Below are 15352 nucleotides of genomic sequence, written 5' to 3'. Positions count from 1 at the left end.
CGCTCCCTTGCAGAGGGATCACGCCATGAAGTTCAGCCATTCGATCGTCGCCGTGTTCGACGACCACGCCCAGGCCGATGCCGCGGTGAAGGCGCTTGCCGCGTCGGGGTTTGGGCTGCGGCGGTTGAGCATCGTCGGCAAAGGCTATCACAGCGACCAGACCGCAACGGGCTTCTACAATAGCGGTGACCGGATCCGCTTCTGGGGCTCGCGCGGCGCGCTTTGGGGCGGCCTGTGGGGGGCTGTTCATGGGCGGACTCTACGCGACCGTTCCTGTCGTCGGCGGGGTCGTGCTGCTCGGGCATCTGGCCGCGACGGTGATCGCGGCGATCGAGGGCGCGGTGGTGCTTGGCGGCACCGGCGCGCTGGTCGCGGCGCTTGCCAGCCTCGGCATTCCGGAGGACTCGATCGTCACCTACGAGACCGATATCGTGTCCGACGGGTTCCTCGTCATGGCGCATGGTAGCGAGGCGGAAATGGAGAGCGCCAAGCTGGTGCTCGAACCGCTCAGCCCGCGCCGTATCACGGTCCACCATGACCACGGCAATGCGTCGCCGCATACGCAACTGACCGGTGAGTTGCCGATTGCCGAGCCAGTCGCCTGACGCAGGACGAACCGCCGTTCTGGACCCGTTCGGCCGATGCGCTGCTCGCCGATCTCCGGACGTCGCGTGACGGCCTCACCGCGGCGGAGGCGATAGAGCGGCTCGCCCGCTATGGTCCGAACAGCGACAGCGCAGAGACGCACACCGGCCCCGCACGGGCGATCGCGCGACGTCTGCTCGAGCCGCTGTCGCTGATCCTGCTCGCCGCCGGGCTGGTGTCGGCGGCGACTGGCGATGCGGTCGGCGGGTCGATCATCGTCGTGATCCTCGGCTTTTCGGTGCTGCTCGACACCTATCAGGAGGGCCAGGCGGTCCACGCGGCCGCGATCCTGCGCCAGTCGGTCGCGGTTTCCGCGCGCGTCCGCCGCGACGGCGCGTTCGTCGCGGTCGCGATCGAGGCGGTCGTGCCCGGCGACATCGTCGAAGTCCGCTCAGGCGACATCATCCCCGCCGACGCGCTGATCCTCGACAGCAACGCGTTCACCGCGAACGAGGCCGCACTGACCGGCGAACCCTATCCGGTCGACAAACACGCGAGCGTGGTCACCGCAACTACCGCCGCCGAAGCCTCGAACGCGCTGTTCCGCGGCGCGATCGCGCAGACCGGGACGGCGACCGCGCTGGTCTTCGGCACCGGCCGCGCGACACTGTTCGGTTCGGCTGCCGCAGCGCTGGCAACCGCGGCCGAACCTTCTCCGTTCGAGCGCGATCTGCATGCGTACGGGCTGCTGACGACGCGGCTGACGCTGGCGCTGGTCGTCGTGGTACTGACCGCGAGCATATTCCTTGGTCGGCCATTGCTCCAGTCGCTCCTGTTCGCGGTCGCCCTGGCTGTCGGGCTCACCCCCGAGCTGCTGCCGATGATCACCACCGTCACGCTGTCGCGCGGCGCGATGCGGATGGCGAAGCGCAAGGTGATCGTGAAGCGGCTCGCGTCGATTCACGATCTCGGCGCGATGACGATTTTATGTACCGACAAGACCGGCACGCTGACCTCCGCGCAGATCAGCCTCGCGCGGAGCATCGGCCGTACTGGGGCGGACAATCCCGACGCCGGGCGGTTGGGCGCGATCGCGGCGGCACTCGGCGGCGATCACGGGGCGCTCGATACTGCATTGGTAACCGCGTCGCCGGACGCCGCCACCGGCTGGACCCTGGCCGCGCAGAGCGTGTTCGACTTCGATCGACGGCTCGGGACGGTATTGGCGACCAGCGAGGGCGGCACGATCCTTATCACCAAGGGCGCTCCCGAAGCGGTGCTCGCCGGATGCGTTTTGACCGAAGCGGATCGAACGGCGGTCCTCGCGCAGGTCCATGCGCTTGCCGAACAGGGCCTGCGCGCCATCGCGATCGCCTCGCGACCTTGGACTGGCCCGATCCACGCGCCCACGCCAGAGGATGAAACCAACCTCGTCTATGCCGGCCTCTGTGCGTTCGCCGATCCGCCGAAGGATACCGCCCCCGCCGCGGTCGCGCGTCTGCAAACCGCGGGTATCCGGCTGAAGATCCTGTCGGGCGACGACCCCGTCGTTGTCGGTCGCCTTGCCGGCCTCGTTGGTCTCGCCACCTCGCGCGTGCTGTCCGGGACCGACATCGCCAAACTCAGCGACGACGCGCTGGCGGTGCAGGTTCGCGACGTCGATGCCTATGGCCGGCTCGCCCCCCCGACCAGAAGGCGCGGCTGGTGCGCGCGCTCCAGGCGAGCGGTGCGATCGTTGGGTATCTCGGCGACGGCATCAACGATGCGCCCGCGTTGAAGCTCGCCGATATCGGCCTGTCGGTCGCCGGCGCGGCAAGCGTCGCGCAGGCATCGGCGGACATGATCATGCTCGACAACGATCTCGGCGTGGTAGCGGATGGCGTCGAGGAAGGACGGCGGACGTTCGCCAACATCCTCAAATACGTCCGGATGGGGGCGAGTTCGAATTTCGGCAACATGCTGTCGATGGCCGCGGGGTCGCTGATCCTGCCTTTCCTGCCGATGCTGCCGACGCAGATCCTGCTCAACAACCTGCTCTACGACGTGTCGGAGATCGGCATCCCGTTCGACGGCGTCCGCCCCGAAGCAGTCGCAAGGCCGCAGGTGTGAGCATGCCGGCGCTGATCCGCTTCGCCGCAGTGATGGGCCCATTGTCGTCGGCGTTCGACCTGCTGACGTTCGCGGGGTTGTCGCTGGTCTTCCATGTCGCGGCGCCAGAGTTTCGCACTGCCTGGTTCCTTGAATCGATGGCGACGCAGATCCTGGTGATCTTCGTGATCCGCACCAACGGACGACCATGGGAGGACCTGCCGCGACCCGCGCTCGCGCTGTCGTCGCTCGGCGCGCTGCTGGTGGCGATGGTGCTGCCATTCACGCCGGTCGGCGGCTGGTTCGGGTTCGCCGCACCGCCGCTCGTCGTGGTAGCGAGCATCGGCGGCCTGACGCTCGCCTATCTGATGCTCGCCGAGCTGCTGAAGACGTTCCTGTTCGACCACCGCCGCAACAACCGCGTCGAGCGCTGAATGAGCGTAGCGGCACTCTGGCGCGGGGTGTTGCGCCATATCGGCTGGGTGTTGGGCCTCGCGGTGATCGCGATCGTGGTCGGCGCGGTTCTGCGGATCGGCGACCTGCACGCGTTCGCGACGATGCTCGAAGATGCGCATCCCGGCTGGCTGCTGGTCGCAATGACCTTGCAGGCGACTACCTATACGAGCGTCGCGGCGGGCTGGAAGATGGTGCTCGCCGAAACCGACACGCCGCAACCGCTGCGCCGGCTCTATGCGATTGCGGTCGGGAAGCTGTTCGCCGACCAGGTCATTCCGGTCGCGGGGATGGGTGGCAACATGTTCCTCGTCGACCGGCTGGGCGCGCTCGGCGTCGGTCGCGGTAACGCCGTCGCGACGCTGCTGGTGGCGATGATCGGCTTCTACGCGGTGTATGGAATTTGTGCGCTGGCGATGCTGGCGGTGCTGTGGATCAAGGGGCTGGCGTCGATCTGGATCGCTGGATTCGTGCTCGTGTTCTTGGTCGTAGCGATCGCGATACCCAGGCTGGCGCTGTGGATCCGCCGACACGGACGACGCCCCGTCTCGCCGACCCTCGTCCGGCTCGCAAGCATCCGCGCACTCCTCGCCATCGTCGGCGAGGCGCCGAAGCGGTTGCTGGTCGATCGTCGGCTGATCGTCCGCGTCGCGGGCGTCAACGGCCTCGTTTTCCTCGCCGACGCGGGCAGCCTGATGGTGTGTTTCCTCGCGCTCGGCCACCCGGTCGGGCTCCCGGTCGCGTTCGTCGCGGTGATGACCGCATCGATGATCGCGACCCTCGGCCCGATCCCGCTCGGCCTCGGCACGTTCGAGGCGGGCGCGACGGGCATGCTGGCGCTGATGGGGGTGCCGGTAGAGGCAGCGCTCGCGGCAACGTTGCTGCTGCGCGTGGTCACCCTTTGGCTGCCGCTCGTCCCCGGCTTCGTCCTGATCCGAGGCGCGCTGCGGGATAAAGCCGCGCAACGGCGCGCCTAGGAGGCGAGCTTCAGCGTCAGGCGCGATCGCGGCATTGCCGGACGCAGGACGCGCAAGCCGACCGAACGGTCCGGTCGCAGCGCGCGCGATGCGAATGTCAGCGGCGGCTCCGCGATCAGACACGCCAGCTGCGCAGCAAGCGCCGCCAGAGTATCGGCGTAGAGATCCGCGAGCGCCTCATGCGCGACCCGCGCGCACGGTCCCGCGGCTGCGGCGGCCATGACCTGCGTGGCGGCCAGGCGGCGCTGGAAATACAGCATCTCGGTGCGGATAGCGTTCATCACCAACTCCCCCGTCCGCCCCCATGCCGCACGATGCAGACATGGTCCGAGCCGATCGATGATGGGATGGTAGCGCGCGGCCGGCGCGACGTAGGGACTCGGAAAGCACGTAGGCGCGGGCTCGATCAGGCGAGCACGGCGGCGTGGCGCGCGATCTGCGCGTCCTCCTGCGAAGGCAGAATGCGGATGTCGAGCCCAGGAACCCAGGCGAGACCTGCACGGATCGCCTGAGAGGTCGGCGCATCGTTCTCGCCGATCCCGCCGGTCAGCACGAGCATGTCGGCACCCCCTAGCGAGGCGATCATCGCCGCGACCTGCTTGCACACCGAGCGCTCGAACATGCGGAGGGCGAGGTCGGCGTCCGGTGTTCCGGCAGTGCGCAGGACGCGCATGTCTCCGGACAGGTCGGAGACGCCTGCCATGCCCGATCCGTGATCGACCAATCTTGCCAGCGCGTCTCCATCCAATCCGGCCTCGCGAGCAAGGTAGAGCAACACGCCCGGATCGATATCGCCCGTCCGCGTCGCCATCATCACGCCACCGGACGGGGTCAGCCCCATGCTGGTATCGATCGATCGCCCATCGCGGACGGCGGTCACGCTTGCACCGTTGCCGAGATGCGCGATCACCAGTCGGTCCGGCCTGTCGTCACCGAGTTGTCGGACGATCGACTCGCAGGACAGGCCGTGGAAACCGTAGCGCCGCACGCCGGTCGCCTGGTATTCGCGCGGGATCGGCAGCGTCCGGGCGATGTCGGGCATGCCCGTATGGAACGCGGTATCGAAACACGCGACCTGCGGTATGGCCGGATAGCGAGCCTCCGCCGCCCGGATCAGCGCCAGCGAAGCCGGTCCGTGCAGCGGCGCGAACGCACAGGCTGCCTCCAGATCCGCCATCACCGCATCGTCGATCCGACAGTGCGCGTCGCGGTGCGGGCCACCGTGGACGATCCGGTGACCGATCACCGTCGGCGTCGGCCACCCCGTCAACGCGGTCTCGATCGTGTCGAAGAAGCGCGCATGGTCGTCGGCCGTTTCGATCGTCCCGCCGACCAGCAGGACCGGCTCTGAGCCAACCGCGTAAAGCCCGTATTTCAGCGACGACGAACCGCTGTTGAGCGCAAGAACTACGACCATTGCCAGTCACGCACCTCCGGCAGATCGTCGCCCTGCTCGGCGATGTAGAGCTTGTGCCGCTCCATCGTCGTCCAATAGCGCGCCGTCTCGCGGGGCACGCAATCGCGCAGCCGAGGCACGCGCTCGATCGCGTCGAGCGCCAGCCGATAGCGGTCGAGATCGTTCAGCACGACCATGTCGAACGGCGTCGTCGTCGTCCCCATCTCCTTGTACCCGCGGACGTGGATATTGGCGTGATTGGCGCGCCGGTACGTCAGCTTGTGGATCATCGCCGGATAGCCGTGGAACGCGAAGATCACCGGCTTGTCCGCCGTGAACATCGCGTCGAACTCGCGCTCGTCGAGCCCATGCGAATGTTCGGAGCGCGGCTGCAACACCATCAGGTCGACCACGTTGACCACCCGGATGCGGATATCGGGCACGTACGCACGCAGCATCGTCACCGCCGCCAGCGTCTCCAGCGTTGGCACGTCGCCCGCGCACGCCATCACCACGTCGGGGTCCGGATCGTCGCCCGCCCATGCCCAGACCCCCGCGCCCGCGGTGCAGTGCCGCACCGACGCGTCGATCCCGAGCCATTGCCACTCCGGCTGCTTGCCCGCGACGATTACGTTCACATAGCCGCGACTGCGCAGGCAGTGATCGCCGACCGACAACAGGCAGTTCGCATCGGGCGGGAGGTAGATCCGCGCCACGTCCGCCGTCTTGTTCGCGACGTGATCGATGAATCCCGGATCCTGGTGCGACAGCCCGTTGTGATCCTGCCGCCACACATGCGAGGTCAGCAGGTAATTGAGCGACGCGATCGGCCGCCGCCACGGGATCGTCCTGGTCGTCTTCAGCCACTTGGCATGCTGGTTGACCATCGAATCGACGATGTGGACGAACGCCTCGTAACACGAGAACAGCCCGTGCCGCCCGGTCAGCAGATACCCCTCAAGCCAGCCTTGGCAGAGATGCTCGCTCAGCACCTCCATCACCCGACCGTCGGGCCCGAGATGCTCATCGACCGCCTCGATCTCCGCCATCCAGACCTTGCCGGACACGTCGTACACGTCAGCGAGCCGGTTCGATGCGGTCTCGTCCGGCCCGAACAGGCGGAAGTTCACGGTCGCGAGGTTGAGCTTCATCACGTCGCGCAGATACCGGCCGAGTACGCGCGTGGCCTCGGCCTTGACCTTGCCCGGCGCGTCCACCGCCACCGCGAACTCACGGAAATCGGGCAGCGACAACGGCACCATCAGCTCGCCACCATTGGCATGCGGGTTCGCCCCCATCCGCCGATGCCCGGTCGGCGCGAGCGACGCATACTCCTCGAGGAACTTGCCGGTCGCGTCGAACAGCTCTTCGGGCCGGTAGCTCCGCATCCACGCCTCGAGCTGGCGTAGATGCTCGGGGTCCTTGAAGTCCGCGATCGGTACCTGATGCGCGCGCCACGTACCCTCGACCGGCTTGCCATCGACGAACTTCGGCCCGGTCCAGCCCTTCGGCGTCCGGAACACGATCATCGGCCAGCGCGGTCGCTCGGGCTTCACACCCTCGACACGCGCCGCCGCCTGGATCGCCTGGATCTTCGCCAGCGCCTTGTCGAGCGCCGCGGCAAGCTGCTGGTGAACCGCCGCCGGATCGCTGCCGCCGACATAATAGGGCTCGTGCCCACAGCCGCGCAGCAACGCGTCGAGCTCATGCCCCTCGATCCGCGCAAAGATCGTCGGGTTGGCGATCTTGAAGCCGTTGAGGTGCAGGATCGGCAACACCGCACCGTCGCGCGCGGGGTTGAGGAACTTGTTGGAATGCCAGCTCGTCGCCAACGCGCCGGTTTCCGCCTCGCCGTCGCCGACCACGCACGCGACGATCAGGTCGGGATTGTCGAACGCCGCGCCGTACGCGTGTGCGAGCGAATAGCCGAGTTCGCCGCCCTCGTGGATCGACCCCGGCGTCTCGGGTGCGACATGGCTCGGGATACCGCCCGGCCACGAGAATTGCCGGAACAGCCGGTGCATGCCGCTGGAGCTCCGCTCGATCGCCGGATAGCGTTCGGTGTACGAGCCCTCCAGATAGGTATTCGCGACCAGCCCCGGCCCGCCATGCCCCGGCCCGATGATATTGATCATGTCGAGGTCATGCTCGACGATCAGCCGGTTCAGATGAACGTAGAGAAAGTTCAGCCCCGGCGTCGTCCCCCAATGCCCGAGCAGCCGCGGCTTCACGTCGGCGATCGTCAGTGGCCGATCGAGCAACGCGGTGTCGCGCAGGTAGATCTGCCCGACCGACAGGTAATTCGCCGCCCGCCAATAGGCGTCCATCCGCCGCAGCATGTCGTGAGACAGCGGGTGTGCCTTGGTCGGCGTCAGCGTTGCAGAATCGGCCATGTTCAGCTCCCGAAATCGAGGACGACGCGCGACGCGACCTGCCCGTGTTGGAGCCGGTCGAAGATGTCGTTGATCGCCGACAAGGGCTGTACTTCGATGTCGGCCTTCACCTTGCCATCCGCGGCAAAGGCGAGCGCCTCCGCCATGTCCTTGCGCGTCCCGACGAACGACCCGCGCACCGTGATGCACTGCGCCACGACGTCGAACAGCGGCATCGGAAAATCGCCCGGCGGCAGGCCGACGAGCACGCACGTCCCCTTGCGCCGCGTCATCGCCACGCCCTGGTTGAACGCGGTCAGCGACGGCGCGGTGATCAGCACGCCGTGCGCGCCCCCCGGTCCCGTCCTTCGGCGCCGCGATCGCATCGGGCTTTCGCGCGTCGATCAACAGTTCCGCGCCCAGCGCCTCGGCATGGGCGAGCTTGCCTCTCGTCGACATCGACCGCGGCAACGCGCAACCCCATCGCCTTGGCATATTGCACCGCGAGATGCCCCAGCCCGCCGACGCCCGAGATCGCGACCCACTCGCCCGGCTTCGCGCCAGTTTCCTTGATGCCCTTGTAGGTGGTGATGCCCGCGCAGATGATCGGCGCCGCCTCGACCGCGGACAGTCCGGCGGGAATATGCGCAACATAGTTCGGGTCGGCGAGGATATACTCCGCGAACCCGCCATTGCGCGTGTAGCCGCCGAACTCCGCCTCGGCGCACACCGTCTCCCAGGCGGACAGGCAGTATTCGCAATGCCCGCACGCGGAGTATAGCCACGGCACACCGACCCGGTCGCCAAGCTTCACGATCGTCACCCCCGCGCCGACCTCGACAACGATGCCGATCCCCTCATGCCCTGGAATGAACGGCGGCGTCGGCTTGACCGGCCAGTCGCCGTGCGCGGCATGCAGGTCGGTGTGACACACCCCGCACGCTTCGGTCTTGACGACGATCTGTCCGGGCCCTGCGACCGGTATCGGCCATTCGCGCAAGGTCAGGGGGTTTGCCGAACGCCTCGACGACGGCGGCGTGCATCATACGGGTCATGGAATTTCCTTGAAGATGCGGATGGATCAGCGTGCCATCCGGGCGACGAGCGCGGGATCGGCCAGCAGAGCCTCGTCCCCGAATGCGATCTGCGCACAGGTCCGCTGCGCCTGGACGGCGACGTCACGGAGATACTGGTCGGCAAAGCGCGCGTTCAGCCCCGGCACGATGTGCGCAAACCGCCGATGCTCCTGCGACCGCATCCCGAACGCGTGGACGATATACTGGTCGAAGACGCTGTTGAGTCCCTGCCCCTGCCCCTGTTCGTCGAGCCAGATCTTGCTCGCCGCCGAGGTCGAAAAGCTCAGCAGGCGCTTGCCGCCGAGCAGGTCGGTCCGCACCCGCCCCTGCAACGATTCCGGCTGGACGCCGGCACCGAACACGCGCTCCACATAGCCCTTCAGCATCGCCGGCGGTGTCCCGAACCAGATCGGATAGACCAGCACAAAAACATCACAGCCTTTGATCACGTCCATTTCGGCCAGCACATCTGCGCCATAGACAGCGGCGACGTTGGTGGGTCGCTCCGCCGCCTTCAGCACGGGATCGAAGCCGACCGCATACAGGTCGCGCAGCACAACCTCCTGCCCCGCCGCACGAACCGCGTCGCAATAGGCGCCCGCGATCGCGTGATTGAAGCTCGACGGATCGGGGTGACACAAAATAACGGCATGCCGACCTCCCGTCACACCATGTTCGGCAATCACCATCGTTCATCCTCGCCCGAGTGTCACGATCCCTGCAGGCTGCGGCGAAGAGCGGCGCTGTCGTACAGGGTTCTGGTCGAGGAGGGTATGCGCCGAAAGCTATCGAAGTGACCCTCGGAAACTACGCATGCCGAAATGCTAAGGCGGCGTTTATCGAAAGGTATCCAACCCCTTCCGGCATGATTTAGTCACTGGGGATCATGCAACAGCGGCAGCCGGGTTCATGCGGCTGTGAATATCCGCAATCTCATCGGGTTGACTCATAGCCGGTCATTTACACCCGGCTCCCCGCTTTCCGACTTCAGGCGCTTGTTCATCTCGTCAACCGCCGATGATCCGCGACTGCGTGACCAGCATAAGTCAGCCCGTCCAGTTCGTACCGCCCGGCTTTGAGTGGCCCCCCTGTTCATCGGTCGATCGACCTTCTTTTCAGACGCTCAGCATGCATCTGACCTTACGTTCATTCGTTTGTTGGGTATCACGGGGTTAGCCGAGGCAAAGCATGCGAACAGTATCGTTACCGGGCGGCGAACAGATACCCTCACTGGGTCAAGGCACCTGGATGATGGGGGAGCGATCCGATCGCCGGTCAGAGGAGATCGCTGCGCTGCGTCTGGGAGTCGATCTCGGCATGACGTTGATCGACACGGCAGAGATGTACGGTGACGGCGCTGCCGAGGAGCTGATCGGCGAAGCGTTGGGTGACGTTCGCGACAAGCTCTTCCTCGTAAGCAAGGCCTATCCCCAAAACGCGTCCCATGCTCGCCTACATGCTGCCTGCGAGGCAAGCTTGAAGCGGCTCGGCACCGACCGGCTCGATCTCTACCTGCTTCACTGGCGGGGATCAGTGCCGCTCGGCGAGACGGTCGATGCGATGGAGGCGCTACGAACGGCAGGCAAGATCCGCCAATGGGGCGTTAGCAATCTCGATACGAGCGACATGGAGGAACTGCTGGCGGCTCGCGGCGGCGGCTGCGCCGTCGACCAGATCCTCTATAATCTTACCCGCCGCGGCCCCGAGCATGATCTACTCCCATGGCTGGAAACTCACGGCATTCCGGCCATGGCGTATAGCCCGGTGGAACAGGGCCGCCTCCTCGCCGACCAGACACTTCGTAGGATCGCTGAGACGATCGGCGCTACGCCCGCACGGGTCGCCCTCGCCTGGACACTGCGGCGGGGCAACGTGATTGCCATACCCAAGGCGGGCAGCGTCGCGCACGTCCGCGACAATCGTGCTGCCGTCGATTTTTCCCTGTCTGGCGAACAACTGGCCGCGCTCGATGCCGCCTTCCCCGCCCCGCGCAGCCGCCGCCCGCTCGAGATGCTGTGACCGGCATACCTCTGTTCTTTACTGCCGACACCCATTTCAACGATCACCGGACGCTGGATGCCGGCGCGTACGCCGATAGAGGCCGGTTCGAGCTAGAGGGGGGACGGGCTGCATGGTCGTCGCGCGACGTGAACACCGATTTCGCTATTTGTGAGGACAAGATCGACCTGTGAATGATCGAGGCAAACACGACGCTGTTTGCACGCGGCGACCTGGCGTTCACCTCATCGCACGACCGGCGAAGTTTACCGCACCGGCAGCTTGGTTACAGCTACCATATGATCGGCGGGGGAGGAATCTACCGTCTTAAGAGCAATGCCGACCGCGGTTCGGCATGCGATTGCATGATCGCCCTGACCGGCCAACTCGTCCTGACCGCGAACGATTTGTTCATGTAGTCCACGGCATAGGCCGCCGGTGTTATGGCAGGTATAGGCTTCCAGTTAGCGAGAACTGCGCGTGAAGGCGGTGTCGGCGGGATCGTCGGCGCCGCCGCATTCGGTGCGGTGATCAGCGCCGGGCCGTGGCTGATCACCGCGGTCGCGATGGCGCTGCTCAATCATTGGTCGGGCGCGCATCTCGGTGCGAGCGGCGCGCGGACCGTCCAGACGATCCTGGTCTATGCGTTCAGCCTGTCCGCGCTCGCCGCGGCACCGGTCGGCATTCTCGCAACCCGGATGGTGGCGGATCGAATCTTCGCACGCGATGCTGGCGGCGTATCGGGGATCATGCTGGTCGCCCTCGCCATCGGTGGCGCGATCGCGCTGGGCATCGGAGCTGTGGTGTTCGGGACGCTTGGAAAGCTTCCGTTTGGTGAGGCGGCACTCGCGACGCTGATCCTCGCGTGGCTGACGCAGGTCTGGATCGCTGCTCCGCTACTTACGGCCCTGCGCCGCTACCGGGCGATCCCCCTCGCCTATCTGCTCGGCATCGGTTTTGCGACGCTGCTGCTGACGCTGTTGCCGAGGCCTGACGTCATCACCGTGCTCGCGGTGATCGCCGGGGGCATCGGACTGACACTGGCCGCGATCGTGACCGTGATCCGTCGGCATTTCTCCACCCCGCCCGCCCTGCCGACGCGGGATTCGATGACGCCGCAGCTGGCGTGGATCGTCGCGGCGGCGGGCATTGCCGGGGTCGCCGCGATCTGGACCGACAAATGGCTGTTGTGGGCCGGCCACGACAGCATTCGCGCGATCGGGCTGTTGCGGCTCAATCCGATCAACGACCAGGGCAGCTTTCTCGGGCTACTGACGATGGTGCCGGGCCTGACGCTGTTGCTGATCGTCACGGAGACGCGGTTCGATCGCGCGTTCGGCGACATGATCGTACGGTGTACCGGCACGTCGACGCTGCAACGGATCGAGGAGGCGCGCAGCGAACTCGCGCGAACGATGTTCGACGGGCTACGGATCATGCTGCTGGTGCAGGCGCTCGTCGCCGCGCTCGCCTGGGTGTTCGCGGTGCCGCTGTTCGAATTGATCGGCGCGGACGCGCGGGCGATCTTCGCGTTCCGCCAGACCTCGCTCGGCACCGTCTTCCACCTCGTGGTGATCGCGACGACGGTCGTGCTGGCCTATTACGACCTGTTCGGGCGAATTCTGCTGACGTGGACGGCGTTCGCGATCGGCAGCGGCGTCGCGACGTTGTTGCAATGGGATGCGGGGTTTGCCGCATTCGGCTGGGGCTATATGGCGGGCGCGGTGGTCGGTGCGTCGGTCGGCATGGCGCTGGTTGCCGAGGCCACGGTCAACCTCACCTACCTGCTGTTCGTCGGCAACAATCCCTCGGTCGTGGGGCACGGAGGGCGTCTGTTGTGACGGGAATCATGGATATGCCGCGCAGGAAGATCATGCAGCGGATGCTGGCGCTAGGTGCAGCTGCCCTGACGCTGGGCATGCGGTCTCGGTCGGATGCCACCCCAAAGCCGTCCGCGAACACCGCGCTGCGCTGGGGCGTCGATTACGGTGCAGCGACCGATCCGGTATTGGCGAGGATGTGCGCGCTGCTGGTACTGGAGCCGCATCATGCGCGCCCGATCGCGCCGCTCCGGGGGCCCGGCAGCGTCCTGCTCGGCTATGTCAGCTTCGGCGAAGTCGAGCGCGGCCGGCCGTATTTCGCCGGGCTCGAAAAGGCCGGCGCGCTGAGGGCCGCCAATCCCAACTGGCCTGATGCGCGGCTTGCCGACCTGCGCCATCCGGCGTGGCGCGCGGCGGTGCTCGACCGGCTCGTCCCCGCGATCCTGGCGCTCGGCTATGACGGCATCTTCATCGATACGATGGACAACGCCGAAGCGATGGAGCGGCAGGATCCGGTGGCCAACAAGGGCATGGTGGCCGCCGGCGTGACGCTGATCGCCGCCGTACGTGCCCGCTTTCCCAGGATGCGCATCATGCTCAACCGCGGCTATGCGCTGTTGCCCGACGTCGCGCCGAAGATCGATTACCTGCTCGGCGAAGCGATGGCGTCGCGGTGGAATTTTGCTGCCAAGCGCCATGAACTGCTCAGCGATTCGGACTGGGCGTGGCAGGCCGGTCGCCTGCGTGCGGCCAGGGCCCGGAACCCGGCGCTGAACCTGATGACGCTCGATTACTGGGATCCGGCCGACACGAAGCAGGTCGCGGCGCTGTATGCGCGCGAGCGCGCGGCGGGGTTCAGCCCCTATGTCGCGACGCTGGCGCTCGACCGACTGGTCCCGGAGCCGAGCTGATGAGGATCGACCGCCGACGCGGACGTCTCGCGATCGTCCTGCCCGCATTGGCGGGGCTCGGCCTGCTTGCGGGCGGGCTGATGCTGTTGCCGAACGACCGAGAGATCCGCCACGCCGAGCGCCGTGCGCAGCCTGTGCCAGCGGCGAGCAGTTCGATGCCTTCCGCGCCGGCATCCCCGCCTGCGCTGCCGCCTGCGCACCCGGCGATCGCGGCGCAGATCGCGACTGCCGATGCAGCGACGCTCGCCACGCTGACCGCGCAACTGATCGCCGAGGGTCAGTCGGTGTCGACGCTACAGGTCGCCTATGACCTGGTCGCAGCGAAGCGGCCGGCGGTGGCGCTCGGCTATCTGGCGGCACGGCCCGACGGCGGGGCGGCAGCGACGTGGCCGCTGCGTGTCGACCTTCTTCGCCAAACCGGGCAAACTACGGATGCGACTGCACTCGTCGCGCAGGCGGCGCAGACGCGCGGGGCGGTGGCAGCTGCGGATATCGTTGCAGCGGCCTATGCGATCGATCGGCCCGACCTCGTGATCGTGGCAGCGGCGAACCGCGTCATCCCGCCGCCCGATGCCGCGCTGTCGCTCGATCTAGCGCGGCGTGCCGACAAGGCTGGGCGCACTGACCTGATCGCATTGCTCGACAAGGCGACGACCGCGAACTGGCGGGCGGCGGATCCCTGGCTGGCGATCCGTGTCGCGGCGCGCGCGAAGGATACCGCGGCAGGGCTGAGGGCAGCCGACTATCTGCCGGTCGAGCAGCGGGCGACCGCGCGCGAGACGATCCTGACCGAGGCCGGCGACCGAGATGGCCTGCGTACCGAACTGCTGGCGCGCGCCGAGGCGCCGGGCGTGCAACCCGAGCGGGAGGCGGAGCGGCTGCTCGCGTCGGGGTACCGCAGCGATGCGATGACGGTGCTGCGGCGAGCAGCGACCGGCCAGCCACCGACCGCCTCAGCCGCTCAGCGCCTGCTGTACCTGATGGGGCCGCGGCCGGGGGGCGACGATCTCACCTGGCTTAAACAGCAAAGTTTGCAGGGTAGCGCGGACCAGCAGCGCGCCTGGCTGACGCGCTATGCCGAGCGCGATCGACCGGGCGAGGCGCTGGCGTTCCTGTCGCGGCATCCGCTCGCGAGCCAGACCGACGTGATGCTGATGCGGCTGTCACTGGCCCGCGCGGCGGGCAATGATACCGCCGGTCGTGCGCTGCTGGCGTCGTTGCTGGACGGCCGCTCGCTCGATCCGGCGCAGATCGCCGCGCTGTCCGCCGCAGCCCCCACAAAGGTAGACCCGGCACAAGCGGCGGCGATTGCGAAACGGCGCGTTGCAGCCGGGGTCGCGGCGCCGCGGGATCGGCTCGACCTTGCCTGGACGGCGTGGAACGCGGGGGATGCCAAGGGTGCGGCGAAGTGGCTCGACCAGCATCTGGCGAGCGATCCGACCGACCTCCCGGCGCTGCGGCTGATGGCCGACGTGCAGGCGCGGATCGGGGAGAGCGTGCGGCACGCCCCTGGCTGGACCGCGCGCTCGTCCAGACACCCGCCGCGAGCAAGGCTCGCGTGGAAATTCTGGAAAAGCTCGGTCGTCGGGCCGAGGCCGTCGCGCTGGTCGAGACGCTGCGCGCCGAGACCCCGCGCGACCGATCGCTCGCCGCGTTGCATGCCCGCCTGCTGATCG

Annotated in this window: 16 protein-coding genes and 2 pseudogenes; 12 read left to right on the top strand and 6 right to left on the bottom strand. The window is 67.2% G+C overall.

The features are described 5' to 3' along the window. Positions 1-18: 18 nt before the first annotated feature. Complete coding sequence (locus NHF48_RS03370; RefSeq protein WP_263816679.1) at positions 19-141, bottom strand: hypothetical protein; 123 nt, start codon at positions 139-141, stop codon at positions 19-21. A gap of 107 nt (positions 142-248) precedes the next feature. Here NHF48_RS03370 and NHF48_RS03365 point away from each other — a divergent pair, with 107 nt between their 5' ends. The 6 genes and pseudogenes from NHF48_RS03365 to NHF48_RS03340 all read left to right on the top strand — a co-directional run bounded on the left by NHF48_RS03365 (position 249) and on the right by NHF48_RS03340 (position 4103). Then, complete coding sequence (locus NHF48_RS03365; protein ID WP_263816678.1) at positions 249-605, top strand: hypothetical protein; 357 nt, start codon at positions 249-251, stop codon at positions 603-605. Further along, positions 602-766 (top strand): annotated as a pseudogene (locus NHF48_RS24595) (cation-transporting P-type ATPase); the annotation flags it as partial. The gene NHF48_RS03365 and the pseudogene NHF48_RS24595, both read left to right, overlap by 4 nt. 54 nt (positions 767-820) lie before the next feature. Continuing rightward, a complete protein-coding gene (locus tag NHF48_RS03355; protein WP_253070234.1) occupies positions 821-2362 on the top strand; it encodes an HAD-IC family P-type ATPase in 1542 nt (513 codons plus the stop codon). Next, positions 2290-2694 carry an HAD-IC family P-type ATPase gene (locus tag NHF48_RS03350; protein ID WP_253070233.1) on the top strand — a complete coding sequence of 135 codons (405 nt, stop codon included), beginning with the start codon at positions 2290-2292 and terminating at the stop codon, positions 2692-2694. Before NHF48_RS03355 ends, NHF48_RS03350 begins: the two co-directional genes overlap by 73 nt. A 2-nt stretch (positions 2695-2696) precedes the next feature. Next, positions 2697-3107, top strand: coding sequence for a cation transporting ATPase C-terminal domain-containing protein (locus NHF48_RS03345; protein ID WP_253070232.1), 411 nt, complete (start codon positions 2697-2699; stop codon positions 3105-3107). Next, positions 3108-4103: a lysylphosphatidylglycerol synthase transmembrane domain-containing protein gene (locus NHF48_RS03340; RefSeq protein WP_253070231.1), complete on the top strand. Its 996-nt coding sequence runs from the start codon at positions 3108-3110 to the stop codon at positions 4101-4103. On the opposite strand, the gene NHF48_RS03335 is transcribed toward NHF48_RS03340, so the two are convergent. The 5 genes and pseudogenes from NHF48_RS03335 to NHF48_RS03315 all read right to left on the bottom strand — a co-directional run bounded on the left by NHF48_RS03335 (position 4100) and on the right by NHF48_RS03315 (position 9636). After that, positions 4100-4384, bottom strand: coding sequence for a hypothetical protein (locus NHF48_RS03335; protein WP_253070230.1), 285 nt, complete (start codon positions 4382-4384; stop codon positions 4100-4102). The genes NHF48_RS03340 and NHF48_RS03335 overlap by 4 nt on opposite strands. 125 nt (positions 4385-4509) lie before the next feature. Beyond that, complete coding sequence (locus tag NHF48_RS03330; RefSeq protein WP_253070229.1) at positions 4510-5520, bottom strand: acetate/propionate family kinase; 1011 nt, start codon at positions 5518-5520, stop codon at positions 4510-4512. Beyond that, on the bottom strand, positions 5511-7892 hold the full coding sequence (locus NHF48_RS03325) for a phosphoketolase family protein (RefSeq protein WP_253070228.1): 2382 nt from the start codon (positions 7890-7892) through the stop codon (positions 5511-5513). Before NHF48_RS03325 ends, NHF48_RS03330 begins: the two co-directional genes overlap by 10 nt. Positions 7893-7894: 2 nt before the next feature. Next, positions 7895-8926: pseudogene (gene adhP / locus NHF48_RS03320) on the bottom strand (alcohol dehydrogenase AdhP). A gap of 26 nt (positions 8927-8952) precedes the next feature. Further along, positions 8953-9636: an NAD(P)H-dependent oxidoreductase gene (locus NHF48_RS03315; RefSeq protein WP_253070227.1), complete on the bottom strand. Its 684-nt coding sequence runs from the start codon at positions 9634-9636 to the stop codon at positions 8953-8955. A gap of 499 nt (positions 9637-10135) precedes the next feature. Here NHF48_RS03315 and NHF48_RS03310 point away from each other — a divergent pair, with 499 nt between their 5' ends. Genes NHF48_RS03310 through NHF48_RS03285 form a run of 6 tightly spaced genes read left to right on the top strand, consistent with a single transcriptional unit; the run spans position 10136 to position 15349 of the window. Next, positions 10136-10966 (top strand): aldo/keto reductase, encoded by an 831-nt coding sequence (locus NHF48_RS03310; protein ID WP_253070226.1) that lies wholly within the window; start codon positions 10136-10138, stop codon positions 10964-10966. Continuing rightward, positions 10963-11139 (top strand): hypothetical protein, encoded by a 177-nt coding sequence (locus NHF48_RS03305; RefSeq protein WP_253070225.1) that lies wholly within the window; start codon positions 10963-10965, stop codon positions 11137-11139. The genes NHF48_RS03310 and NHF48_RS03305 overlap by 4 nt, the downstream gene beginning before the upstream one ends. Continuing rightward, a complete protein-coding gene (locus tag NHF48_RS03300; RefSeq protein WP_253070224.1) occupies positions 11140-11364 on the top strand; it encodes a hypothetical protein in 225 nt (74 codons plus the stop codon). It abuts the gene before it with no gap. A gap of 24 nt (positions 11365-11388) precedes the next feature. Next, positions 11389-12786 (top strand): exopolysaccharide Pel transporter PelG, encoded by a 1398-nt coding sequence (pelG, locus tag NHF48_RS03295; protein WP_253070223.1) that lies wholly within the window; start codon positions 11389-11391, stop codon positions 12784-12786. Further along, positions 12783-13676, top strand: a complete 894-nt coding sequence (locus NHF48_RS03290; protein WP_253070222.1) for an endo alpha-1,4 polygalactosaminidase — start codon at positions 12783-12785, stop codon at positions 13674-13676. The genes pelG and NHF48_RS03290 overlap by 4 nt, the downstream gene beginning before the upstream one ends. Then, entirely contained in the window at positions 13676-15349 is a 1674-nt protein-coding gene (locus NHF48_RS03285; protein WP_253070221.1) for a hypothetical protein, read from the top strand. Before NHF48_RS03290 ends, NHF48_RS03285 begins: the two co-directional genes overlap by 1 nt. Positions 15350-15352 lie beyond the last annotated feature (3 nt).

The sequence above is a fragment of the Sphingomonas sp. H160509 genome, assembly GCF_024124765.2.
GTDB lineage: Bacteria > Pseudomonadota > Alphaproteobacteria > Sphingomonadales > Sphingomonadaceae > Sphingomonas.
The sequence above is the reverse complement of the archived record's forward strand: the minus strand, read 5'-3'. Positions and strand labels throughout refer to the sequence as shown.

Coding starts and splice junctions, on each gene's coding strand:
- NHF48_RS03365 (WP_263816678.1), top strand. CDS start 249: ATGGGCGGACTCTACGCGACCGTTCCTGTCGTCGGCGGGGTCGTGCTG.
- NHF48_RS03345 (WP_253070232.1), top strand. CDS start 2,697: ATGCCGGCGCTGATCCGCTTCGCCGCAGTGATGGGCCCATTGTCGTCG.
- NHF48_RS03340 (WP_253070231.1), top strand. CDS start 3,108: ATGAGCGTAGCGGCACTCTGGCGCGGGGTGTTGCGCCATATCGGCTGG.
- NHF48_RS03335 (WP_253070230.1), bottom strand. CDS start 4,384: ATGAACGCTATCCGCACCGAGATGCTGTATTTCCAGCGCCGCCTGGCC.
- NHF48_RS03330 (WP_253070229.1), bottom strand. CDS start 5,520: ATGGTCGTAGTTCTTGCGCTCAACAGCGGTTCGTCGTCGCTGAAATAC.
- NHF48_RS03325 (WP_253070228.1), bottom strand. CDS start 7,892: ATGGCCGATTCTGCAACGCTGACGCCGACCAAGGCACACCCGCTGTCT.
- NHF48_RS03315 (WP_253070227.1), bottom strand. CDS start 9,636: ATGGTGATTGCCGAACATGGTGTGACGGGAGGTCGGCATGCCGTTATT.
- NHF48_RS03310 (WP_253070226.1), top strand. CDS start 10,136: ATGCGAACAGTATCGTTACCGGGCGGCGAACAGATACCCTCACTGGGT.
- NHF48_RS03300 (WP_253070224.1), top strand. CDS start 11,140: ATGATCGAGGCAAACACGACGCTGTTTGCACGCGGCGACCTGGCGTTC.
- pelG (WP_253070223.1), top strand. CDS start 11,389: ATGGCAGGTATAGGCTTCCAGTTAGCGAGAACTGCGCGTGAAGGCGGT.
- NHF48_RS03285 (WP_253070221.1), top strand. CDS start 13,676: ATGAGGATCGACCGCCGACGCGGACGTCTCGCGATCGTCCTGCCCGCA.